Here is a 22,942-nt window from a genome sequence, read left to right as displayed (position 1 = left end):
ACCCGCCTGTAGGAGAAGGCCCGGTTCCCCAGGAGCCTATGCCACCGCCGTGCCGTACGCCACCCCGTCGCGCCCCGGGTCGGCGCCGCCGTGCAGCGTGCCGTCGGCAGCTATCTGCACCCCATGCACCCAGCCAATGGTGTAGTTGTACGGGTTGCGCAGCACCTCGTAGCCCTGGGCCTGCAGCTCACGCCCCACATGGCGCGGGATGCGGTTGCACACGTCGATGGAGTTGCTGGTGGACGAGAAGCGCGGGGCCGACACGGCCTCCTGCATGCCCATGCGGTGGTCGATCAGGTTGAGCAACACCTGCAACACGCCCATGGCGATCTGCGTGCCGCCGGGCGCGCCGAGCACGATCTCGGGCTTGCCGTCCTTGAAGACGATGCTCGGGCACGACGAGGTGAAGCGGCTCTTGCCCGGCTGGATGCTGCCGGCACGGCCCGGGCGCGGGTCGAACACGCCCATGCAGCCGTTGTAGAAGAAGCCCATGCCCGGCGTGATCACGCCCGAGGGCATGGCCAGCGAATGCGTCATGGAGACGCAGCCACCCTCGCCGTCGACCACGCTGACGTGGGTGGTGTCCTTGGGCACGGGCGCGCCCAGGTTCACGCGCTCCACGCTGTGGCGCTTGCCGGCGCGGATGTCGGCGGCCACGCGGGCGGCGTTCTCCCTGGACAGCAGCTGGTCCAGCGGCACCTCGACGAAGGCCGGGTCGCCGATGTGGCGGTCCTTGTCGGTGGTGGCTTTCTTCATCACCTCGCTCAGGGTGCGCAGGTACTCGGGGCCGTTGTGCTCCATGCCGGCCAGGTCGAACTCTTCGAGGATGGTGAGCATCTGCAGCAGCATCGCGCCGCCGCCCGGGGGCTGGTTGGTCGTCACCACGCGGTCGCGGTAGCGGCCCACCAGGGGTTTTGCGCGGCGCACCTGGTAGCTCTTGAGGTCGTCCATGGACAGCAGGCCGCCCAGCGACTGCACATGCTCCACCATGCGCCGGGCCAGCTCGCCCTCGTAGAAGGGCTCGATGCCTTCCTCGGCCACCTGGGCCAGCACGCGGGCGAAGTTCTCGTTCACGATGGGCGTGCCGATGGGCTTGGCGCTGCCGTCGGGCCGGCAGTACAGGGCGCGGCCCTCGTCGCTGTAGTGCAGGCGGTCCATGTTGCTGGCGCGGCCGGCCAGGGTCTGGTCGATCCAGAACGAGTACATGCCGGGCCGCACGAAGTAGCCATCGCGCGCCCAGGCGATGGCGGGCGCCACCACCTCCTTCCACGGCAGGCGGCCGTGGGCGGCATGCATGGCGGCCAGGCCCTTGAGCGTGGCCGGCGTGGCGATGGACTGCGCGCCGATGTCGTTGACCCGGCCCTTGAGGATGAAGCCGAAGCCGTCCTTGGTCTCGCCTTCGAGCAGCGCGGCCCACATGTCCTCGCGCGCGGCCAGCGGCGCGGGCGCGTGGAAGTCGAAATACTCGTATGCCTCTTTGCCGGGCAGGAAGACGGCCGCCGTGCCGAAGCCCGCGATGCCGCACATCAGCGGGTCTACCACGGTCTGCGACAGCGCCACGGCCACGGCCGCGTCCACCGCGTTGCCGCCCGCGCGCAGGACTTCGATGCCGGACTCCGCCGCCTCGGGCTGCGGGCAGGACACCATTGCTTGTTTTTTCATGGAGAAACTCAAAAAGAATGGAAGAGATGCGCCGGCTGCCAGTGCAGCGGGCGCATGCAGGGGATCAGCGGGCCGGCCGCATCACCTCACTTGGGATTGAGGTTCAGGGCTTCGAGCGTAGGCCCCCAGGCCTTGGTGTCGCGGCGCGTCACCTCCATCAGTTGGCTGGACGGGCCGGGCATGGCGATGGCGTTCATGCCCTTGAGCTTGGCCTGCACCTCGGGGCTGGCGTGGAAGGCGCGCGTGCCCTCGTGCAGCCTGGCGATGATGGCGGCGGGCGTGCCGGCCTTGGCGACGATGCCGCTCCAGCCCATGGTGTCGAAGTCCTTCACGCCCAGCTCGTTGGCGGCCGGCACGTCGGGCAGCTCGGCCAGGCGCGAAGGGGCCAGCACCACCAGGGGCACGATCTTGCCGTTCTTGATGTGCGGCAGCGCCGAGCCGCCCACGGGCGCCATCACCTGGGTCTGGCCGCCGATGGTGGCCATGAGCCCGTCGGGCTCGCCCTTGAAGGGCACGTGCACCATGCTGATGTCGAGCTTCTTTTGCAACAGCTCCACCGCCAACTGGGTGGAATTGCCCAGGCCCGAGGACGAGAAGTTGAGCTTGCCGGGGTTGGCCTTGGCGTACTTGACCAGGTCGTCGAGCGACTTGAAGCCCGTGGCCGGGTTGGCCACCAGGATGAAGGGCACGGTGCTGAGCATGCCCACGCCCACGAAGTCCTTCTCGGGGTCGTAGGGCAGCGGTTTGTAGACGAACTTGTTGAGCACCATCTGCGAGACGCCGCCGAACATCAGCGTGTAGCCATCGGCCGGCTGGCCCAGCACCTGCTGCGCGGCGATGATGCCGCCGGCGCCGGGCTTGTTCTCCACCGTGATGGTGGCATTGATGGCCTTGCCCGCATGCTCGGCCCACAGGCGCGCCACGGTGTCGGAGCTGCCGCCCGCCTGCTGCGAGACCACCAGGCGGATCGGGCGCGTGGGGTAGTTGTTGGCGTCCTGCGCCTGCACGGCGGGCAGCGCGGCCAGCGACGACAGCGCGAGCGCCACGGCCTTGGCGGCCAGGCAGAAAGGTTTCTTCATACGGCAAATCTCCGGGGGTAGGCGGCGGGAAGGTGGCAGCGTTGTGAAAAGTGCTGCCTGCATGCGGGCCATTATTCGGCGCAGCCGCCCCAAGGACCAGTGAATTAGCACGATGGATGCATTAGCATTTGCTCATGACTGCATACGACCAAGTGGCCTGGGCGCGCCGGCTCAAGGTCAAACATCTGGAATCCTTCATGGTGCTGGACGAGGCCGGCACCCTGACCGAGGCCGCCGCCCGCCTGCACATGACGCAGTCGGCCATGTCGCACTGGCTGGCCGACCTGGAGGAGCTGGTGGGCACGCCCCTGGTCACGCGAGGGCGGCGCGTGCAGCTCACGCCGGCCGGCATCATCATGAAGCGCCTGGCCATCAGCGTGCTGGGCGACATCACCCGCACCCAGGCCGAGCTGGGCGCCCTGGCCCAGGGGCGCACGGCGCGCCTGCACATCGGCAGCGTGTGGGCCGGGGTGGCGCGCGGCATACCGCAGGCGCTGGTGGAGTTCCAGGCCCTGTACCCGTACATCTCGGTCACGGTGTCGGAGAGCCCGCTCACCCAGCTGCTCGAAGGCATCGACAACAAGCAGCTCGACCTGGTGGTGTGCTCGCTCGACTCGCGCGCCTACAAGGACGGGCTGGAACACCGCGAGCTGTTCGACGACAACGTCTGCCTGGTGGTGGGCCGCGCCAGCCGCCATTGGGACGCCCAGGGCCCCATCCGCCTGATCGACCTGGTGCAGGACAACTGGATCATGCCGCCCCCGGGCACCCTCACCCGCTCACAGCTCGACGCCGCGCTGCTGGACGCCGGCGCCTCGTGGCTGCGCCCCAAGGTGGAAACCCCCGCCATAACCACCCTGCAGGCCCTGGTGCACCAGGGCGACTACATCGGCGTGTGCTCCGAAGCCATGGCCCGGTACCAGGTGGCCCTGGGCAACATGCGCATCCTGCCCCTGGACCGCACCATCCGCTTCGGGCCGGTGGGGGTGATCTGGGCGAAGGACAACACGGCGGAGGCGGTGAAGCTGTTTGTGGAGCATATTGCGGCGGTGGTGGGGCGGTCGGATTGAATCACCGCAGCGAAAGCAGGCCGCAGAACAAGGTGACGAACCGGGAAGGCACCCGAGCCGGACTCCGGCCTTGCATGAACCTCAGCGCCCCACGTAGATTGGAATGTAGATGATGTTCGGCTGACAGATGCCCGCCATGGGCAATGCCTCCACGCGCGTGCGCTGCATGGTTCCCTCGAACTGCGGGTACTGCTTGCGAACGAACGCCGCAGCCGCTTCGAAGCGGTCTTCATAGCGGATGTTCAGCGAACGCCCGCCGCTGGGTTCGTAGCGGATGTCGGCCAGGTACAGGATCTGCCCCTTGGGCACATGGAACACCGGTGCGCGTGCGCCCCCGCAGGCGGTATAGCTACGGCCAAATAGACCTTCGCCCTGCGCGGACACACTGGTCAGGCCCAGTACCTGGCCCGCGCGCGCCTTGGCGACAACGTAGCCGTCGGTCGCTGCGCCGTTGATAACAGCCGTTGCAAAACCGCTTTGCTTGAACTGACCGCCAACGACTTCGCCCGGGAACACTAACACGCGGTAGCCCGGGTTCACGCCCAGCACGATCAACGATTCATCGGGATCGATGGTCTTGGCCGAACCCGGTTCCAGCACGGCCGTGGTGCCGCAGCCACCCAGCGCCAAGGCGAGCAGCACCGGCGCAATCATCCTCATGGTCATGGTTCCCTCTCTTTTTGTGGGCGCCATCCTAACCGTAGAAGAGAGTTCTTCCACGCGGTTTCTCGCACTATCAGGTTGACCCAGGGCAAGCCCGGCACGCGGCTTGCGTGGTCCAATCCATGCCCCGCCCAGTGGTTCCCCCTACCTTCGCGCCCTCGCCATGACCAGCTCCGAGCATTCTGCAGCCGCCGCCCCACCCGCCCCCCACACCCCCACCGAAGACGCCGTCGCCATCTTCACCGGCGTGCTGCTGATCTCGGTCGGTGTCGCCTTCTTCACCAGCGCCGGGCTGCTCACGGGCGGCACGGCGGGGCTGGCGTTCCTGGCGCACTACGCCACGGGCATCGGCTTCGGCAAGCTGTTCTTCGTGGTCAACCTGCCCTTTTACTGGCTGGCGCTGCGCAAGCTGGGGCGGGCGTTCACGGTGAAGACCTTCATCGCGGTGCTGCTGCTGTCAGCACTGACGGAGCTGCAGTCGCACTTGCTGCAGTTCGCGCAGCTGCAGCCGCTGTACGCCGCGATTGCGGGCGGCACCATCACGGGCACGGGGTTCCTGGTGCTGTTTCGCCACCGCTGCAGCCTGGGTGGCGTGGGCGTTGCCGCCCTGTATTTGCAGGACCGCTACGGCTGGCGCGCGGGCAAGATCCAGATGGCGGTGGACTGCTGTATTGTGCTGCTGGCACTGTTCACGGTGGAGCCGCTGCGTGTGCTGTGGTCGATTGCCGGCGCGGTGGCGCTCAACCTGGTGCTGGCCATGAACCACCGACCGGGGCGGTACATGGGGACGTGACCCTCAGGGTGGGGCTGCGGGCTTGTTGATCGGCTTTTCGATGACCACGTACTTCACACGCAAATCGCGAGCCTGGGCCAGGCGCTCCAACTCGGCATCCGGCAGCACCACGGTGGTCCTGCCGAACGCCTCCTCCCACCGCGGCGTTCCGCTCACCGCATAGGGCGCGAGCACATCCTCCAGTGCGCGCCGGTAGATGGCATTGCGGGTTGCCAACGCGACGCCCCATTCTTCCGCCGGGGTTTTCAGGAATACGACCGCCCGCGACTGCCCGGCACCGGGCTCGGGCTGGGTCGTGTAGCCCTGCGGGATCACCAGCGGCGCGAGCATGGGCCTGTACCCGGGGGCCTTCAGCGCGATGGCCCAGTTGTTCCAGGCCAGCTCTGCCAGCCCGCGCTCGTTGGTGCGCAGCAGCACGGTGCCATTGCGGGTCACGCCCGAGACGTCGAGCACGGTGATGACACCGCCTGCCGTGCTGGCCGGAAGGCCGGACGAGGTGGGCACGCCCAGGCGCCTGAACAGCAGCATCGCGGCGTCCACCGCCGCGCTGTGCTGCGCGGGCGATTTCAGCACGACAGAACCCTCTCCGGTATGGCGATCGATGTCGAACTCGGCCCCCGGCACGGCGAGCGTTGCTTCCACGTCCACCCACCCGCTGGCACTGGTCTTCAGCCGGCGGTCCAGTTCGTCGAGGTGGCCATCCGACTGCGGCAGCAGGGTCGAATGGCGCCACTCATTGAAGAAAAGCACGCGCAGGGCAAGGGGGCTGTTGACTACGATCTCCAGGCCCGCCTCCGTCACCCACAGCATGATGCCGCCCCCGCTGTTCACATGCCGGCCACCAGGCAGTGCCTCACGCCCCAATTCGACCAGCAGCCGGTCGATCCGTGCCTGCAATTCAACCGCCCTGGCGTCGGCGTCCGGAATGCTGAAGAGGCGCAGCAGCCACACCGCGACCGGTGCCGACCCGCGCTGCTTGATCCGGTCGCGCAACTGCTCGTATTCGAGAGGATGGATCTCTGCCGCCTGGGCAAAGGGCAGAAACACCCCCGCCGACAACAACGACAAGGCCAGGGTGGCAACAACTCTGCGAAACAGCATGGAACTCCAGTGGCTCGAAAGTGACACGGTGGCAATGCCGCCCCTTGGCGCGGCGCGGGTGCCATCGACTGCAGTCCATCGTGACGCAGGGGCGCCGGCCCGGCAAGGCCTGGATTGCCCGTTGCGGCCCATCTGCCACAGCGCAGCGGCCCGGCGTCAGAAAAACAAAACGATACTTCTGGAGGGATTTCACATGCGTTGGCTTGCGCTCATTGCAGGACTGGTCTTTACCGCTTCGGGCCTCAAGGCCCTGTTGGCCTACGATGCCGGCACCGCCGTGCTGTCACGGCCCGTGCTGCTGGGGATCTCGGTGCTGTGTGCACTGGTGTTCTTCTTTCTCTTTGCGCGGGCCGGCCAGTCTGCGCGCGAGGTCTCGCATTTCGAACAGTGGCTGCAGGCCAACGCACCGAAGATCATGGCCGGGGGCGCGACGTACAACGGCCGCAAGGTCACGCCCGACACCGAGGTCAAGCGCTTTTTGCTGACCGTGAGCGTGGTCATCATGACCTTCAAGATCCCCTCGCGCTACTACTTCGCCACGCGGGACAACTTCCAGCTCACGCAGGCGCTGTACACGCTGGCATCGCTGCTGCTGGGCCAGGGCCTGTTAACACCAATTTCGGGGTCGCGTTGCCCGGTCTGGGGACTGGATGCAAGGCGCCAGCGTGCAGCAAGGTAGGCACCTTGCAAGCGCGGGCAACGCCGCAGACGGCCCCCAGGCCGGGCAACCCGAAGGGAAGGCCCTTGCCGGCGCGCCACTCGTCGTTGCGCTCCTTGCGTGTGCAAGAGCACACACCGCGTCGCACGCCCAGACCGGCACGCCGGCAAGGGCCTTCGCGACCCCGAAATTGGTGTTGACAGGCCCTAGTGCGGCATTCCATGGGGGCCGATCTACACCGTTCAGGCGATTGCCAAAAACCTCTCGGGCGGCTACCGCATCACCGTGGGCGAGTACCTGGCCACGCCCGCCGCGCAGCGCGCCGGCTGACGGCCAACGGCCAAGGCGCGGCCATCCGGGCCACGTCCCGGGATCGGCCTGCTACCCGTGGTCCGCGTACCGCTGCGCCATCAGTTGCTCGAAGTTCTCCAGCGGTACCGGCCGGCTGAACAAATAGCCCTGCCACAGGTTGCAGCCGTGCAGCGCCAGGAACTCTCGCTGCGCCGTGGTCTCCACGCCCTCGGCAATCACGTCGATGCCCAGGCTCTGCGCCATGCCGATGATGGTCTGCACGATGAGCGCATCGGCCTCCTGGATGCCGATGTTGCGCACGAAACTCTGGTCGATCTTGAGCTGGTCCAGCGGCAGCCGCGTGAGGTAGGACAACGAGGACTGCCCGGTGCCGAAGTCGTCCATCGAGAAGCCCACGCCCAACGCCCGCAGCGCGTTCATCCGGGCGATGGTGTGCTGCACGTTGTCCAGCGCCATGCTTTCGGTCAGCTCCAGCTTGAGGCGGTCGGCGCGGGCGCCGGTTTCGCTGAGCACCGCAAACACCTGGTCGACGAAGTCGCCCTGGCGGAACTGGCGCGCGCTCACATTCACGGCCAGTTGCAGGTGGCTGCGCGCGGGGTCGTCCTCCCAGTGGCGCAGCTGCAGGCAGGCGGTGCGCAGCACCCACAGGCCGATGGCGAGGATCTGGCCGGTCTCTTCGGCCAGGGGGATGAACTCGCCGGGCATGACCAGGCCGCGCTCGGGGTGCTGCCAGCGGATCAGCACCTCGGCACCGATGGCCCGCCCGCCCTGCCCCACCTGCACCTGGTAGTACAGGCGGAACTGGTCCTCGGCCAGGGCGGTGCGCAGGTCGTTCTCCATCGCGGCGCGGGCCGTCACGGCGGCCTGCATGCGCGGATCGAAAAAGCGCACGGCGTTGCGCCCGGCCGTCTTGGCGGCGTACATGGCCAGGTCGGCACGCTTCATGAGCTCGTCCACCGACTGGCTCTGGCCGCTGAACAGCACGGCGCCGATGCTGGGCGTGCTGTGCACATGGTGCAGGGCCAGCTGGTAGGGCTGGTTGAGCGCGGCCAGCACCTTGGTGCCCACCGTCTGGGTGTGCTCGGCCGCCTCGGTGGGTTCGCTGCTCATGCCCTTGAGCAGCAGCAGGAACTCATCGCCGCCCAGGCGCGCCACGGTGTCGCCGTCGCGCACGCAGGCTTTCAGACGCTGGGCCACCTGCTGCAGCAGCACGTCGCCCATGTCGTGGCCCAGGGTGTCGTTGAGGTTCTTGAAGTGGTCCAGGTCCAGGCACAGCAGCGCGCCGTACTGGCCCGAGCGGGCGCTGCTGGCAAAGGCCTGCTGCAGCCGGTCCATCATCAGCCGGCGGTTGGGCAGCAGGGTGAGCGGATCGTAGAAGGCCAGGTGCTCGATCTCCCTGGCGGCGGCGGCCTTCTGCGTGATGTCGCTCAGCGAGGCCACGTAGTGCGTGAGCCGCCCCTGGGCGTCCTTGACCGCCGTGATGCCCATCTGGTGCAGGCTCACCTGCCCATCCTTGCAGCGGTTCCAGATCTCGCCGCTCCACTCGCCCACGCTGTCCAGGGTCCGGCGCAGGCCAGTGAAGAAGGCCGTGTCGTGCTGGCCCGACGCGAGAAAACTGGCGCGCCGGCCCACGGCATCGGCACTGTCGTAACCAGTGATCTTGGTGAAGGCGCGGTTGGTGCGCAGGATCACGGTGTCGGCATCGGTGACCAGCATGCCCTCCTGCGACTCAAAGGCAATGGCGGCGATGCGCAGCTCCCGCTCGGCGTTCTTGCGCGCGGTGATGTTGTTGCCGATGCCCCGGTAGCCCAGAAAGACGCCGTCGGCATCGAATATCGGGGTGCCGCTGACGGAGACCCACTCCACGGCACCCACCGTGGACTGGCGCGGGTACTCGAAGTCGCGGAACTCGCGGCGCTCGCGCAGTGCATGCTCGTGCTGCGCCCAGTCCACCGCGGTGCCCTCCGACGCAGCCACCCCGCCGCCGTCGTCGGTAGCCACCTCGTGGCGGGTCTTGCCTACATGCCACTGGGGCCCAGGCAGCGTGCGCTTGGCGGCCTCGCCCTCCAGCATCACGAAGCGCAGCTGCGCGTCCTGCTCCCAGTACCAGTCCGAGGACAGCATGGTGAGCGTGCGAAAGCGCGCCTCGTTGTCCTCCAGCTGGCGGCGCACGCGGTAGGACTCGGTGACATCGCTGAACACCAGCACCACCCCGGTGATCCCGCCCGCGGGATTGCGGATCGGGGCGGCGCTGTCGGCAATCTGGTATTCGGCGCCGCCGCGGGCGATCAGCGTGGTGTGGTTGGACAGCTCCACCACCCGGCCGCTGGCCATGACCAGTTGCACCGGGTCCTTCGATGGCTCGCGGGTGCGCGCGTTGACGATGCGAAACACATCCGTCAACGGGCGGTCCTGCGCCTCGCGCAGCGGCCAGCCGGTCATCTGCTCGGCCACGCCGTTCATGCGCACCACATGCCCGCGGGCATCGGTGACCACCACTGCATCGCCGATGGAGTGCAGGGTGATGGCCAGGTTCTCCTCGCTCTGGCGCAGCTCGCCCTCGGCCTGCTGGCGCGCCTGGGCCATGTGGTTGAAGCGCTGCGCCAGCTGGGCCAGTTCGCGAAACCCCGTCTCGGGCACCGGGGCCACCTGCTGACCCCGGGCCAGCTGGTCGGTGGCGCGCAGCAGCCGGGCCAGCGGCTTGCCCACCCCGCGGCGCACCCCTTCGTGTGCCAGCACGAACGAGGCCAGCAGCCCCAGCAGCAAAAAGCCGATGTCGCGCCACATCTGCCGCGCGATGCGGGCATACAGCGCATCGAGCGGCACCGACAGGCGCATGCTGGCCACCGGCCGGCCCTGGGATTCGAGCAGGGGCCGCGCCACCTCGATGTAGCGGGCGCCATCGTCGGACTCCAGCAGGTGGGCGCCGCCCTGCAGGGCCTGGGCGCCGGCCCCGGGCTGGGGCAGCTCGGACAGGGTGCCCAGCTCCCGCGCATCGGGCGGAAAGCGCGCGATCACCCGGCCGTCGGGGCCGAGCACGCGGGCCACGGCCCCGTCGGGCAGGCCCAGCTCGTGCAGGCGGCGGCTCCACCAGTCGAGCGACACCACGGCCACCGCCGCGCCCAGCACTGCGCGGGTCTCGGGGTCGACCAGCGGCTGCGCAAAGCTCACGCTGGCCAGGCCGACCGCCGGGTCCACCTGGAAGCTGCCCACCGAGAACTCGCGCGCCACAATGGCCCGCAGGAAGTGGGGCTGGTCGGTCAGGTTCACCGGCGCCCTGGGCGGCACGGCGCTGCAGCGCAAATCCCCATCAGCGCGGGGCAGGCCGATGTTGATGTAGGTGGCGTTGAGCGCCAGCACCTCCGCCAGGTACTGCGAGCAATCGGGGGCATCGAGCTGCTGCGCCCGGCGGGTCATGGCCAGTTGCTGCAAAAAGGTGCGGGTGGTGTCGATCAGGCTCTGCTGGCTGTAGGCCATGCTGCGGGTGAGCAGCAGCGCATTCTCGCGCGCTGCGGCCACCGACTCCTCGCGGTTGGCCTTAGCCTGGTAGGCCACCAGCGCCAGCGCAGGCAGCGTGGCCACCAGGATCAAAAGCCGGATCCTGGCGGACAGGGAGCCCGTAGCCAACTGCGGCAAAGCACGCATGGGGCCTTTCGCGAAGAGGAGGGATGGGTTTTTGCACCGGCCTGGCCCTGCGGTCCCGGCGCCGGTCCGCCAGCGCCCGCCAAGCCCAGGCAGCCCTAAAAACATCTGGATACATCGTACCCCCGGATCGGGTGCCCTCGGCGCGTTTGCGGGTAAACCATGCGACAAGCCGGCGCTTGCGCGACGCCTGGCCCAAAAGTCTTATCATTGCGCCCATGCGTCGCGGCCCCCTGTTCTATCTGCTGATGGTGGTGCTGGTCCTTCGGGGCCTGGTGGGCACCGCCATGGCCGCGGGCATGGTGCCCATGCAGCACCCTGCGCCGGCGGCCGTGGCACAGGCGGCTGCTGCGGACCACCACGGCCAGCACGACCATGCCGCCGCGGGCGAGGCAGCCCACGCGGGGGACCATGGCAGCAGCATGCAGGGTGGCCACCACGCGGCCACCGAAGCCGCAACCCTGGCCTGCGATGGCAGCACGCCCGGCAGCACCGGCTGCGCCACGCACCACCAGCACGCCAATTGCACCGCCTGCGAGATCTGCCACACGGCCCTGATGGAGCCACCGGCCATGCCGGCCGCGCCCCTGCCGCTGGTGGCCGGTGCCGCCCCTGCGGCAGCCACCCCGTTCGACAGCGCCACCGCCGCGCTGGCCATCAAGCCCCCCATCGCCTGAGGCTCGAGCATCCCCAGGGCCTGTTCGGGCCTGTGCGGGAGCGCCTGGCAATCCCCTGCCGCCCAGACCGGCGCCGCTGGCGCGCCGTTGCCCTGGCGCATGGGCTTGCACTTCGCCCCCCGCGCACCTGAACCGCGTCCGCCCCGAGCCCGCCCACCCCTGCCAGCGCCAGCTGAGCGCACACCGCAGGCCACGGCGCCGTTCCATTCCCGTTTTTCTGGAGACCGCACCATGCGCGACCTCTTCTTGTTTGTTCTTCGCCGGCCCGTGCTGCGCCCCCTGGCGTGGCTGGCCTTGCTCCTGCCCGCCGTGGCAGGGGCACAGCCGCACGCTGCCGCCGGCCCGGCCCCGGCGGCAGCGCCCCCGGCAACCCACAGCCCACTGGCCTACACCCCCATGCAGCCGCAAGCATTGCCGCAAGGCGCCGATGCACCGCTGGTCGACTGGCGCGCCGCCCACCAGGCCGTAGCCGCCTTCCCGCGCGGCCATGCCGACATCGTGCGCTGGGAGGCCGGCCAGGGCAGTTCCCCGGCAGCGCCTGCCACCCCCCACCAGCACGGGGCGAACAAGCCATGAGCCGCAGCATTCCCCATCTGACAGGTCTGGCCCTGGCCGCCCTGCTTGCAGGCTGCGCCAGCGTTTCGCCCGACGGCCTGCGCGGTGACGTGCAGGCCCTGGCGCAGCCACGCACCGGTGTGGCCGGTACCGCCCTGCCCGCCGCCGACCCGGCAGCGCGCGACCAGGCGCGCCAGGCCATTGCCGGCTGGCTGGCCCAGCCGCTCACACAGGACGCGGCCGTGCGCATCGCCCTGCTCAACCACCCCGGCCTGCAGGCGCGCCTGGCTGCGCTGGGCGTGGCCGATGCCGAGCGCGTGCAGGCCATCACCCTGCCCAACCCGCAGTTCTCGATCGCGCGGCTGACCAACAGCCACGAGCGCGAGATCGAGCGCACGCTGGCCTTCAGCCTGCTGGACCTGGTGACCCTGCCCTGGCGCATGGAGCGCCAGGCCGAGCGCATGCAGGTGGCCACGCTGCAGGCCGCGCAGGAGGTGGTGGCCCAGGCCGCCGACACACGCCGCGCCTGGCTGCGCGCCGTGGCCGCCGAGCAGGTGGCCGCCACGCACGAGCGCATGGTCGAGGCCGCCGAGGCCGGTGCCGAGCTGGCCCGGCGCATGGCCCGCGTGGGCAATTTCAGCCGCCTGCAGCATGCGCGCGAACAGGCCGTGCTGCAGGAGGCGAATGCCCAGCGCGCCCGCGCCCGCCTGGCCGCCGCCACCGCGCGCGAGCAGCTCAGCCGCAGCATGGGCCTGTGGGGCGTGCAGACGGGCTACACCCTGGCCGGCCAGTTGCCGGCCCTGCCCGCGACAGTACTGCCTGCCGATGGCATCGAGGCCACCGCGCTGCGCGAGCGCCTGGACGTGCAGGCCGCGCGCCGCCAGCTCGACACCGAGGCGCGCCAGCAGGGCTGGGCGCGCGCGGGCGCGGTGTTCGGCGACATCGGCATCGCCTACCAGCGCAACACCACGACCGAGCGCGAGAGCGGCCACCGCGAGACCACGCGCGGCTGGGAGCTCGATGTACCGCTGCCCCTGTTCGACTGGGGCGGCGCCGCGCGCACCCGCGCCCAGGCGCGCGTGGAGCTGAGCGCCGCCACGCTGCAGGACACCGCCGTGCGCGCCCGCAGCGAGGTGCGCAGCGCCTGGTTCACCTACCGCACCGCGCTCGACCTGGCGCGCCAGCAGCGCGATGAGGTGGTGCCGCTGCGCCAGCTCATCAGCGACGAGACCACGCTGCGCTACAACGGCATGCTCGCCAGCGTGTGGGAACTGCTGGCCGAGGCACGCGCCAGCACGCAATCGGTGGCCGGCGCCATCGAGGCGCAGCGCGACTTCTGGCTGGCCGAGACCGACCTGCAACTGGCCCTCACCGGCACCTCGCCGGGCGCCCTGCAAGGCCTTGCCTCCGGCGCCGCCACCCCCTCCACCCCAAAAGGCCACTGACCTACCATGCAAAGACGCCATTTCTTCACGGCAGGCGCGGCCACGGCCGTGGCTGCCACCACCGTCAGCCGCGTGGCCCTGGCCGCGCTACCCGAGCCCGTGCTGCAGGCCAGCGCCGACACCGCCCCCCCGCTGCACCCGCCCACCGGGCGGCCCTACCACCCCGTGGTCACCCTCAACGGCTGGACCGCGCCCTGGCGCATGAACGCCGGGGTCAAGGAGTTCCACCTGGTGGCCGAGCCCGTGGTGCGCGAGGTCGCGCCGGGCTTTCTGGTCAACATGTGGGGCTACAACGGGCAAAGCCCGGGCCCCACCATCGAGGTGGTGGAGGGCGACCGCGTGCGCATCTTCGTCACCAACCGGCTGCCCGAGCACACGTCGGTGCACTGGCATGGCCAGCGCCTGCCCAACGGCATGGACGGCATTGCGGGGCTGAACCAGCCGGCCATCCCGCCGGGCAAGACCTTCGTCTACGAGTTCGTGGCGCGGCGCCCCGGCACCTTCATGTACCACCCGCATGCCGACGAGATGGTGCAGATGGCCATGGGCATGATGGGCCTGTGGATCACCCACGCGAAGGCGGCGCACCCGCACATCGCCACGGTGCAGCGCGACTACGCCTTCTTGCTCAACGCCTTCGACGTGGAGCCCGGGGCGCGCACGCCCAAGGTCAACACCATGCTGGACCACAACATCTGGTGCTGGAACAGCCGGGTCTTCCCGGCCATCAGCCCGCTGGTGGCACGCCTGGGCGAACGCGTGCGCATTCGCGTGGGCAACCTCACCATGACCAACCACCCCATCCACATCCACGGCCACGAGTTCGAGGTGACCGGCACCGACGGCGGGCCCGTGCCCAAAAGCGCGCGCTGGCCCGAGGTGACCACCGACGTGGCCGTGGGGCAGATGCGCCAGGTGGAGCTGGTCGCCGACGAACCCGGGGACTGGGCCTTCCACTGCCACAAGAGCCACCACACCATGGGCGCCATGGGGCACGACGTGCCCACCATGATCGGCGTGGACCACAAGGGCCTGGTCGGCAAGATCCAGAAGATCGTGCCCGATTACATGGTGATGGGCGAGCGCGGCATGTCCGACATGGGCGCCATGGAGATGCCGCTGCCCGACAACACCTTCCCCATGATGACCGGCACCGGCCCCTACGGCCCGCTGGAGATGGGCGGCATGTTCACCACCTTCAAGGTGCGTGCCCACCAGGCCGCGGGCGACTACCGCGACCCAGGCCACTACGCCCAGCCGCCCGGCACCCAGGCCTATGAATGGCAGGGTGCGCCGGCCGCCATGCCCGCCCCGCCACGGGTCACCACGCCGGGCACCGCGCCCAGTGCCGCCCGCGCACGCAAGCCCGCCGCCCACAGCGGCGGCCACCAGCATTGATCCCCATCCAAGGACACACCATGAACCACCTCCGACCACTGAACCGCCTGGCCCTGCACCTTGCAACCGCCACTGCCCTGCTGGCCAGCACCGGCGCCTCCTGGGCCCATGGCGATGCCCCCCACGCCACAGCACCCAAGGCCGCCCTGCCCGCCCAGCAGCAGGACTGGGGCATTGCCGGCAGCGCCCAGGCCGTGCAACGCACCATCACCCTGCGCATGGGCGACGACATGCGCTTTGCCCCCGCCCACATCGAGGTGCGCGAGGGCGAGACCGTGCGCCTGGTGGTGCACAACCAGGGCCAGCTGCTGCACGAGATCGTGCTCGGCACCCAGGCCACGCTGGCCCAGCACGCCGAGATGATGGCCAAACACCCCGGCATGGAGCACGACGAGCCCTACATGGCCCACGTGGCCGCCGGCAAGCGCGGCCAGATCGTCTGGCAGTTCAACCGCGCGGGCCGCTTCGACTTTGCCTGCCTGATCCCCGGCCACTACCAGGCCGGCATGGTGGGCACCATCAACGTCATCCCCCGCAAGGGCTGACCCTGGAAGAGCAAGGACATCCCATGACCCACACACCAACCGCCAGCACCCGTCGCGCCTGGCTGGCCATGCTCGCCGCAACCGCGCTGCCGTTGGCAGCAGGTGCAGCGGCCCCCACGCCGGTCGAGGTCTGGAAAGACCCCCACTGCGGCTGCTGCCAGGACTGGGTGGACCACATGCAGGCCAACGGCTTTGCCGTGAAGGTCCACGACACCGGCAACAACGCCGTGCGCGCCCGCCTGGGCCTGCCGCAAAAGCTGGGTTCGTGCCACACCGCCCTTGTGGGCGGCTACCTGGTCGAAGGCCATGTGCCCTCCAGCGATGTGCACGCCCTGCTGCGGCAAAAGCCCGACGCCCTGGGCCTGGCCGTGCCCGGCATGCCCATTGGGTCGCCCGGCATGGATGGCCCCGCCTACGGCGGCCGCAGGGACAGCTACGCCGTGCTGCTGGTCGCACGCAACGGCAGCACCCGCGTTTTCACGAACCACCCTGGCAACAAGAAGGAATCGACATGACCCGCTCCACCCCCTCCCGCCATCTGCGCACCGCCCTGCTTGCCCTGGCTGCCGGCCTCTGCACCGTGCCCGCCCTGGCGGGCGACGACCATGACCATGGCGAGGACCACGGCAGCCATGCCGCCCCTGCCGCTGCCACTTCGGACCTGAGCGAGGGCGAGGTCGTGCGCTGGGATGCCGCCAGCGCCAAGGTCACGCTGCGCCACGGCCCCATCCGCAACCTGGACATGCCAGCCATGACCATGGTGTTCCGCGTCACCGACCCGGCCCAGGCCGCGCAGGTCAGGCCCGGTGCCAAGGTGCGTTTTCGCGCCGAGCAGCAGGCCGGCGCCTATGTGGTGACACGCATCGAGCCGGCCACGCCATGAGCAGGTTCGACCGCTTGCACCGCCGTGCCTACAATCCCGGCGTCGCAAACTCCCGTGGTCCGCCCCTTGCCAGAGCCCCTCGTCCCGCCCCCTGCAGCCGCCGCAGGCATCCACCCCTGCCTGCAGGTGGGCGACCGCGTGGCAGCCGAGGTGGTGGTGGATGGCAGGGTCGTCGCGCAACTCGACCATGAGGCCACGCGGCCCGGGCTGCAAAGGCAGCCCGTGGTGCTTGTCCCCATGCGGCCCGGGCTGCAGCAACTGCAGCTGCGGGGCACGGTGTCCCTCGCCGGCAAGGCCCCCGCGGCCCTGGACAGGACCTGGATGGTGCGCGACATGGCCCCCGCCTCCGCCCCGCTGTACGACCCATGCCTGCCCTGGGGCGAGCGCATCCATGCGCTGGCACGGCAGACCCCGCGCATCCAGATCGAACCGGCACCGCCGCAGCCAGGCCAGGCGGCGCTGCAGGCCCTGGAACAGCGCCTGGGTACCCCCGTGCCCGCCCTGCTGCAACTGCTCGCGGACTGGGACATCGGCATCAGCGACTCGTACTTCGTGGGCGCCCGCGGCCTGGGCACCGTGGCCGAGATGCTGGTGAACCAGTGGGACTACGCGCGCACCGGCGAAGATGGGCTGCAGGAACTGATCTCCCCCGACGTACTCGCCCGCTACGACCGCAGCCTGGCCGTGTACGTGGACGTGGGTGACGGCCTGGGTGCCCTGGCCTGGGACCCCGAGGGTGCGCCTGGAGAAGAAGGCCTGTGGTACTGGCTGCACCAGGACTCGCTGGACGAACCCGCCTTGCTGCAGGACCACGCCACCGGCCAGCCGCACACCGCCGAGGCCGCCTTCACGCAGGTCTTCCAGCGTTTCGCGTTGTCTCGCCTGGCCTCGGCGCAGGCCGACGATGAACTCGTCGTGGACACGGCCCTGCCGCGCCCCAACCTGCTGCAACTGCAGTTCGACAAGCGGAGGCACCCCAGGCTATGGCTGTGCAGCTACGGGCATCCCTACGGGTTGTATTGACCCGTGCGAATTTTCCTTGAGTGCAGCCCCGGCTGAGGCACATCGCGCCGGCCATCTGTCGAGCGCCCGCCGCCGCCTGCCTACAATCGCGCCCCATCTGCAAAACATAAGAGGGATTCGATGACAGGGACCACCCGGCGCAACACGCTGGCCACGCTGGGCGCCTTGCCCGTGGCGCTGCTGGCGCAAACACCTGCGGCGGCCGGCATGCGGGTCGGCCTGCACCCCTGGCTGGAAGCCGGGGACAGCGTGGCGGCCGAACTGCTGGCCGATGGCCAGGTCGTGGGGCAGCTGGACCACCGCTCCACCAAGGCCGGCAAGCCCCGGCTGCCGGCTGCCACCGTGGCTTTGCCTGCGGGCGTGAAGCGCCTGCAGCTGCGCGGCACGGTGACCGTGGCGGGCAAGGCCAGCCACTTCACGCGGACCTGGGCGGTGCGCGACCTGGCCAGCATGTCGACACCGCTGTACGACCAGGGCCGGCCCTGGCCCGAACGCGTGCGCGCGCTGGTGCAGGCGATCCCGGTCCACGAGGGCGAAGACGCTCCACTCACCGTAGCCCCCGCCAGGCCGGTGGTTGGTGCCGCCCTGGTGGCCCAGGAAAAGCGCCTGGGCACCCCGCTGCCGCCGGCAGTGGCGCAGTTGCTGTCGGCCTGCGACATCCGCCTGGGCCGTTCGCACTTTGTGCGCCCGGCCTCCATGACCACCCTGCTCGACCTGATGCACGGCGATTTCGGCTACCCACGCAGCGGCAAGGATGCCCCGGGCAACTTTCTCTCGCCCGGCGTGCACGAGCGCTATGCCCGCAGCCTGGCGGTGTTCGTCACGGTCGGCGACGGCATGGGCGCCCTGGCCTGGGACCCCCAAGGCCTCACGCCCGAGGACCACGCCCGGCTGGGCAGCGGCCCCAGCCCCGCCATGGGCGGCGATGGCCTGTGGTACTGGATGCACCAGGAGATGGCCGTCAAGCCCTCGCTGCTGCTGGACAAGGACGGCCGCCCCCTCAGCGCCGACCTGGCCCTGGCCAGCGTGTTCGAGCGCCATGCGCTGGCGGACCAGTACCAGCCCATGACCGACGATGAACTGGTGCTGGACAGCGCCACCCCGCTGGGCAACCTGCTGCTGTTGCACTTCAACGGGGCGCGTGCCCCGCAGCTGCTTTTGAACAGCTACAACGGCCACTACGGACACCACACCCAGTATTGATCCGCGCCCGGCATCGCCTCTCTACAATCCCGCCTCACTCATACATTGACAGATAGAGAGAGGGAGATTCCATGACCACGACACGGCGGACCATTCTGGCCACCCTGGGGACGCTGCCCTGCAGCCTGCTGCAGGCACAGCCCCAAGGTTCCGTACAAGGCCCCCGGGCCGGCATCCCCCCTGGCTGGAGGTGGGCGACTCCGTCGTGGCCGATGTGCTGGCCAATGGCAAGGTGGTGGCCCAGCTCAACAACTAGTCCGCTGAAACCGAGAAATCGGCTGTGCGCCGGGGTGGCAGTGGGGTGCAGCGCAAGGCGCGGGCTGCGGCCAAGGCTGGCCGCCTTGGCAAGGCCCGCAACGCTGCGAAGCGCCCGCTGCCACCCCGGCCCAAAGGGTGAGGGTCTGGCAGGGCCGCACTCGTCGTTGCCGTGCTCGCCGGGTGTGCAACCCGGCTGCGCCCGCCGTCTAGATTGCGGCCCTGCCAGACCCTCACGCACAGCCGATTTCTCGGTTTCAGTGGACTGGGCCACGCAGCCCGGCCTGCACCGGCGGCCAGCGCTGGTGTGGGCCCTGCCCCAGGGCCTGCAGCGCGTGCAGCTGCGCGGCACGGTGACCCTGGCAGGCAAGGCCACGCCCTTCAACGGGACCTGGACGGTGCGCGACATGTCCCGCGTATCGGCCCCGCTCTACGACCAGGGCAAGCCCTGGATCGAACGTGTGCGCGGCCTGTCCAAGCGCCTGGAGGAAGGCACGGTCACGGTCGAACGGGCCAAGCCCCCCACCGGCAAGAAGCCTGCCGCCGCTGCATTGCAGGACCTGGAAAAGCGCCTGGGCGCCCCGCTGCCCGCCATGGTCAGGCTGCTGGCCGATTGGCGCGTCGAGGTGGGCGACTCATCCTTTGTCCACCCGTCTTCCATGACCACGGTGACCGACATGCTGCTGCGCCAATGGGACTACTCGTCCGGCGGCAAGGACGGGCTCGACACGATTCTGCCCGCCCCCGTCCGCGCACGCTACGACCGCAGCCTGGCGGTGTTCGTGCATGTGGGCGACGGCCTTGGCGCGCTGGCCTGGGACCCTGCCGGGGTGACCGCGGGCGAGCCCACCCACACCTGGGGCGACCAGGGCAACCCCGGCGCTCAGCCAGGCACGACCAGCGAGGGCGTGTGGTACTGGCTGCACCAGGAATACCTGCGCAAGCCCTCGCTGCTGCTCGACGAGGACTACCGCCCGCGCAATGCCGAGGCCGCCTTCACCCATGTGCTGCAGCGGCTGGCCTTCAGCGAGGTGAAAGAGGCCACCAACGACAAGGAACTGGTGGTGGACAGCGCCCTGCCGCGCGCCAACCTGCTGCAGCTCCATTTCGACCAAGAATCGCGGCAACCCAACCTCTGGCTGCGCAGCTACGACAGCTACTACACGCTGTTCTGAGCGATGAGCACGGGCGCCTGCCCGCTTGCATGGCCGAGGGTTCTCAACGCGCAGCAGCCCTTCAAAAGTCCGACGTCAGGACCATGCCGGTCGCGTCGGGCCCCAGCTCCAGCACCTCGCGAAAGCGCCGTGCGGCCAGCATCTCGTCGACATCGCGACCGTAGCCGATGTACAGCCGCAGGCCCGTGAGATCGGAGCCTTGTTGCAGTTGCTGCGGCCGCAGATTCAGCGGCACGGCCTGGGCCTCGCTGCCCAGCTGAACGTTGCTGGCCACCGCAGGCACCGGCCAGCGCAGCGGGCTCCAGGTGCCCTGCGCATCGAGCTGCACCCAGACACCCTGGCCCAGGGGCCCGGCGGAGGCCAGTGCATACACGTTGGCGCCTGGCGGCGTGCCGGAGCTGCCGAACACATCGCCCGTGAACGACAGGCTGCGCAGGTTGCCCGCCAGCAGCGTCTTCACCCGGAACGGGGGGCGGTTGGCAGCCACCCCATTCTGTGCAGCGGGGTCCAGGTCCAGGTCACCGGTGCCGGCTTCATTGGCCACGGGGATGGGCTCTGCCGCACTGGCGTAGGCACCGGACCCCAGTTGCCCCTGGCGGCCCTGGCCCAGGGCCCATACCGTTCCGTCCGCCAGGCGCAGGTGGACCGTGCCGCCCCGCCGGGCTGTCGCCACGGTGTCGGCGCGGTCCTCGTCCACCCCCATGGATATTTCTCGGATGGGTGCATGCAACTGCAGGCGCCGTCCCCGGTGCTCGTTGAACAGCTTGCCGTAGCACTGCGCAGACCCATCCTGCAGCACGGCACAGACATTGAAATCCCCGGCGTGGATGGAAACCGCCTTGTGCGGCAGCGGCAGCACAATCGGGGTCCGCACGAGCCACTGCCCCCGGTTGAGGCCCGCACTGTCCTGCCCGGAAATCCCGTACAGGTGCTGCGCCCCCCAGAACCATACGGTGCCGGACGCGTCCAGCGCGTACGCTGCACCATAGCTGCCATCGGCCGTCGCCACCTGAGTGATGGAGCTGGGCAGCCCCTCCACCTTGCGAGGTACCGAGGACGCGACCAGGGACCCATGGACATCGGAGCCCTGGAAGGGAGGGAAGATTTCGCGGCTGCCGCCAATGGTCCATACCGATCCGTCCACACCGAGGATGGCGCCATGTCCGTTGCCCCCCACGGACACGCTGCGCGCTAGCGGCAGGCCCGTGGAGCCCCCAACCACGGCCGGGCGGCTGTGGGGGACGGGATCGATCCCCCAGCCGCCGGAACTCCAGACCTTGCCATCGGCGTCCACCGCCAGCCACTGGCCCTGCGCTGCCGCAAGCTGGGTGACCGGCGCCCCGAGCGGGATGTGCGTGGGCGTCTGCACAAAGCTGCTTCCCAGGTAGCTGGCCTGCCAGTCGTACTGCACAGCGCCCAGGCCCCAGCGGAAGATCCTGCCATCCGCCAGCAGCGCGTGGCTGCCCGCCTCGCTCGCGTGCACACTCACCCCAGCGGAAGGCAGCGAAACCTTGCGCGGGCTGGCGATCGATTCGGCCCCACCGGCTGCATCGGCGGCCACCGCCAAGTGCAGGCTGGTGTTGGACCCCATGGCATGGACCTTGCCGTCGCGCGTGATGTACATCAGCACCGGCAGCACGCCCCGCGACGCCGTGTTGTGGCCGCTGGCATCGACCACGCCGGTGGCGACACGCTCCACCGCCATGCGTGGGCCACCCGAAATCTCACCCGTGGGGACATACTGCCAGCGCCAGAGATCGCCCTCGGCCGTCCACCCCAGGGAGCCACCGCCGCCATGCACCACCTTTTGCAGCTTCACACCGGCCTTCTCCATGTCCGGGTGGATGCTGTCGCGGCCCACGAAGGGATCGTAGGCCAGTGCCCAGCGCTCGGCCGGGCAATGGGTGAGCCCCTGGGACGGCAGCCCGTCCGGAATGCGGTGGGGATCGGTGCCCCACACCCACAGACGGCCACCGGCATCCTTGGCGGTCACGCGCGAGACCGGGCCCAGGGCGGGCCAGTCGGGGCCCAGGTTGGTGATCGGCCCCTGGGCCTCGAAGATGAAATCCACAATGGGCGGCACGCCGCGCATGGCCGTCGGCGCCGAGGCCGCAGTGCCACTGCCCGAGCAGGCCGCGCCTTCGCCCCAGGACCAGACCACGCCCTGCTCGTCCAGCGCCACGGTGGCGCGCAACTGGTGCTCGATGCGCACCAGCCGCGCGGGCAGCTGCGCTGCGCGCTCGGGCACGGCGGCATCCCTACCGGACGGCAGCGGCCCCCACCACCAGGGCTGGCCGTCCTTGTCGATCAAAAAGGAGGGAGCGGCGTCGCCCCCGTTGGCGATGTACACCGCACCGCGAAAGACCACCTGCGGGGTGGCCCGGTCGGCCCGCGTACCGTCGCCCAACTGACCCCGGGCATTGGTGCCCCAGCTCCACACATGGCCCTCTTGGTCCAGCACCAGGGCGGTGGTCCTGCTGGTGCGCACCGCCGTGGCCTTGGCCGGCAGCGCAATCTCGCGCGCCGTGCTGGCATAGACCGTCTTGCCCTGCCCCAGCTGGGCCAGGCGGTTGTCGCCCCAGGCCAGAACGCTGCCATCGGCCTGCAGTGCCAGGCCATGGCGCGCGCCGGTGGCGATGGTCTGGGCCCCAGCGGCACCCGACAGGCCCAGGCCCGCCAGCAGTGCAGGCAACAATAGGCAGCCCGCAGCCCGACGCCATGGTGGTGGTGGTGTCGTCATGGTGATCTTCCCTTCCTCTCTTGGTCTGTCGCAAGGCGCGCCAGCGACGAGTGCCACGCGCCA

19 protein-coding genes are annotated in these 22,942 nt (G+C 69.7%); 13 read left to right on the top strand and 6 right to left on the bottom strand.

What is annotated here, in order from left to right; translation table 11 throughout:
- Positions 1 to 36: 36 nt before the first annotated feature.
- Positions 37 to 1,662, bottom strand: a complete 1,626-nt coding sequence (gene ggt, locus PMI14_RS16590) for a gamma-glutamyltransferase (protein WP_007856301.1) — start codon at positions 1,660 to 1,662, stop codon at positions 37 to 39.
- 86 nt (positions 1,663 to 1,748) lie between these two features.
- Positions 1,749 to 2,741: a tripartite tricarboxylate transporter substrate binding protein gene (locus PMI14_RS16585; protein WP_007856299.1), complete on the bottom strand. Its 993-nt coding sequence runs from the start codon at positions 2,739 to 2,741 to the stop codon at positions 1,749 to 1,751.
- A 134-nt stretch (positions 2,742 to 2,875) separates the two neighbouring features.
- Between PMI14_RS16585 and PMI14_RS16580 the strand changes: the two genes are divergently transcribed.
- Positions 2,876 to 3,811 carry a LysR family transcriptional regulator gene (locus tag PMI14_RS16580; protein WP_007856297.1) on the top strand — a complete coding sequence of 312 codons (936 nt, stop codon included), beginning with the start codon at positions 2,876 to 2,878 and terminating at the stop codon, positions 3,809 to 3,811.
- An 81-nt stretch (positions 3,812 to 3,892) separates the two neighbouring features.
- Here the strand turns inward: PMI14_RS16580 and PMI14_RS16575 are convergent, their stop codons facing one another.
- The gene (locus PMI14_RS16575; RefSeq protein ID WP_157405900.1) at positions 3,893 to 4,471 is read right to left on the bottom strand and encodes a hypothetical protein; all 579 of its coding nucleotides are present in this window, start codon (positions 4,469 to 4,471) and stop codon (positions 3,893 to 3,895) included.
- A 166-nt stretch (positions 4,472 to 4,637) separates the two neighbouring features.
- Here PMI14_RS16575 and PMI14_RS16570 point away from each other — a divergent pair, with 166 nt between their 5' ends.
- Positions 4,638 to 5,267, top strand: coding sequence for a YitT family protein (locus PMI14_RS16570; RefSeq protein WP_007856292.1), 630 nt, complete (start codon positions 4,638 to 4,640; stop codon positions 5,265 to 5,267).
- 3 nt (positions 5,268 to 5,270) lie between these two features.
- Here the strand turns inward: PMI14_RS16570 and PMI14_RS16565 are convergent, their stop codons facing one another.
- Entirely contained in the window at positions 5,271 to 6,368 is a 1,098-nt protein-coding gene (locus tag PMI14_RS16565) for a hypothetical protein (protein WP_007856291.1), read from the bottom strand.
- 193 nt (positions 6,369 to 6,561) lie between these two features.
- Here PMI14_RS16565 and PMI14_RS16560 point away from each other — a divergent pair, with 193 nt between their 5' ends.
- Complete coding sequence (locus PMI14_RS16560) at positions 6,562 to 7,047, top strand: hypothetical protein (RefSeq protein WP_007856288.1); 486 nt, start codon at positions 6,562 to 6,564, stop codon at positions 7,045 to 7,047.
- A 360-nt stretch (positions 7,048 to 7,407) separates the two neighbouring features.
- Here PMI14_RS16560 and PMI14_RS16555 read toward each other — a convergent pair whose 3' ends face one another.
- On the bottom strand, positions 7,408 to 10,983 hold the full coding sequence (locus tag PMI14_RS16555) for an EAL domain-containing protein (RefSeq protein WP_007856287.1): 3,576 nt from the start codon (positions 10,981 to 10,983) through the stop codon (positions 7,408 to 7,410).
- A 215-nt stretch (positions 10,984 to 11,198) separates the two neighbouring features.
- Here PMI14_RS16555 and PMI14_RS16550 point away from each other — a divergent pair, with 215 nt between their 5' ends.
- From PMI14_RS16550 to PMI14_RS16505, 10 genes are all read left to right on the top strand, one after another.
- A complete protein-coding gene (locus PMI14_RS16550; protein ID WP_007856285.1) occupies positions 11,199 to 11,657 on the top strand; it encodes a hypothetical protein in 459 nt (152 codons plus the stop codon).
- A gap of 231 nt (positions 11,658 to 11,888) precedes the next feature.
- A complete protein-coding gene (locus tag PMI14_RS16545; RefSeq protein WP_007856283.1) occupies positions 11,889 to 12,233 on the top strand; it encodes a hypothetical protein in 345 nt (114 codons plus the stop codon).
- On the top strand, positions 12,230 to 13,657 hold the full coding sequence (locus PMI14_RS16540) for a TolC family protein (protein WP_007856281.1): 1,428 nt from the start codon (positions 12,230 to 12,232) through the stop codon (positions 13,655 to 13,657). Before PMI14_RS16545 ends, PMI14_RS16540 begins: the two co-directional genes overlap by 4 nt.
- Before the next feature lie 6 nt (positions 13,658 to 13,663).
- Positions 13,664 to 15,055 carry a multicopper oxidase family protein gene (locus PMI14_RS16535; RefSeq protein ID WP_007856280.1) on the top strand — a complete coding sequence of 464 codons (1,392 nt, stop codon included), beginning with the start codon at positions 13,664 to 13,666 and terminating at the stop codon, positions 15,053 to 15,055.
- Positions 15,056 to 15,075: 20 nt separating this feature from the next.
- Entirely contained in the window at positions 15,076 to 15,600 is a 525-nt protein-coding gene (locus PMI14_RS16530) for a plastocyanin/azurin family copper-binding protein (RefSeq protein ID WP_007856279.1), read from the top strand.
- A gap of 23 nt (positions 15,601 to 15,623) precedes the next feature.
- Positions 15,624 to 16,115 carry a DUF411 domain-containing protein gene (locus tag PMI14_RS16525; protein ID WP_007856278.1) on the top strand — a complete coding sequence of 164 codons (492 nt, stop codon included), beginning with the start codon at positions 15,624 to 15,626 and terminating at the stop codon, positions 16,113 to 16,115.
- Positions 16,112 to 16,483 carry a copper-binding protein gene (locus PMI14_RS16520; RefSeq protein WP_007856276.1) on the top strand — a complete coding sequence of 124 codons (372 nt, stop codon included), beginning with the start codon at positions 16,112 to 16,114 and terminating at the stop codon, positions 16,481 to 16,483. Before PMI14_RS16525 ends, PMI14_RS16520 begins: the two co-directional genes overlap by 4 nt.
- A gap of 66 nt (positions 16,484 to 16,549) precedes the next feature.
- Entirely contained in the window at positions 16,550 to 17,506 is a 957-nt protein-coding gene (locus PMI14_RS16515; protein WP_238541855.1) for a hypothetical protein, read from the top strand.
- A 120-nt stretch (positions 17,507 to 17,626) separates the two neighbouring features.
- Positions 17,627 to 18,709, top strand: a complete 1,083-nt coding sequence (locus PMI14_RS16510) for a hypothetical protein (RefSeq protein ID WP_007856274.1) — start codon at positions 17,627 to 17,629, stop codon at positions 18,707 to 18,709.
- Between the two features lie 515 nt (positions 18,710 to 19,224).
- On the top strand, positions 19,225 to 20,139 hold the full coding sequence (locus PMI14_RS16505; protein WP_007856272.1) for a hypothetical protein: 915 nt from the start codon (positions 19,225 to 19,227) through the stop codon (positions 20,137 to 20,139).
- 61 nt (positions 20,140 to 20,200) lie between these two features.
- On the opposite strand, the gene PMI14_RS16500 is transcribed toward PMI14_RS16505, so the two are convergent.
- Positions 20,201 to 22,879 carry a Regulator of chromosome condensation (RCC1) repeat containing protein gene (locus PMI14_RS16500; protein ID WP_007856271.1) on the bottom strand — a complete coding sequence of 893 codons (2,679 nt, stop codon included), beginning with the start codon at positions 22,877 to 22,879 and terminating at the stop codon, positions 20,201 to 20,203.
- Between the last annotated feature and the right edge of the window lie 63 nt (positions 22,880 to 22,942).

This window comes from Acidovorax sp. CF316, from assembly GCF_000276605.1.
Taxonomy (GTDB): domain Bacteria; phylum Pseudomonadota; class Gammaproteobacteria; order Burkholderiales; family Burkholderiaceae_C; genus Acidovorax.
This window is presented reverse-complemented; position numbering and strand designations above follow the sequence as displayed.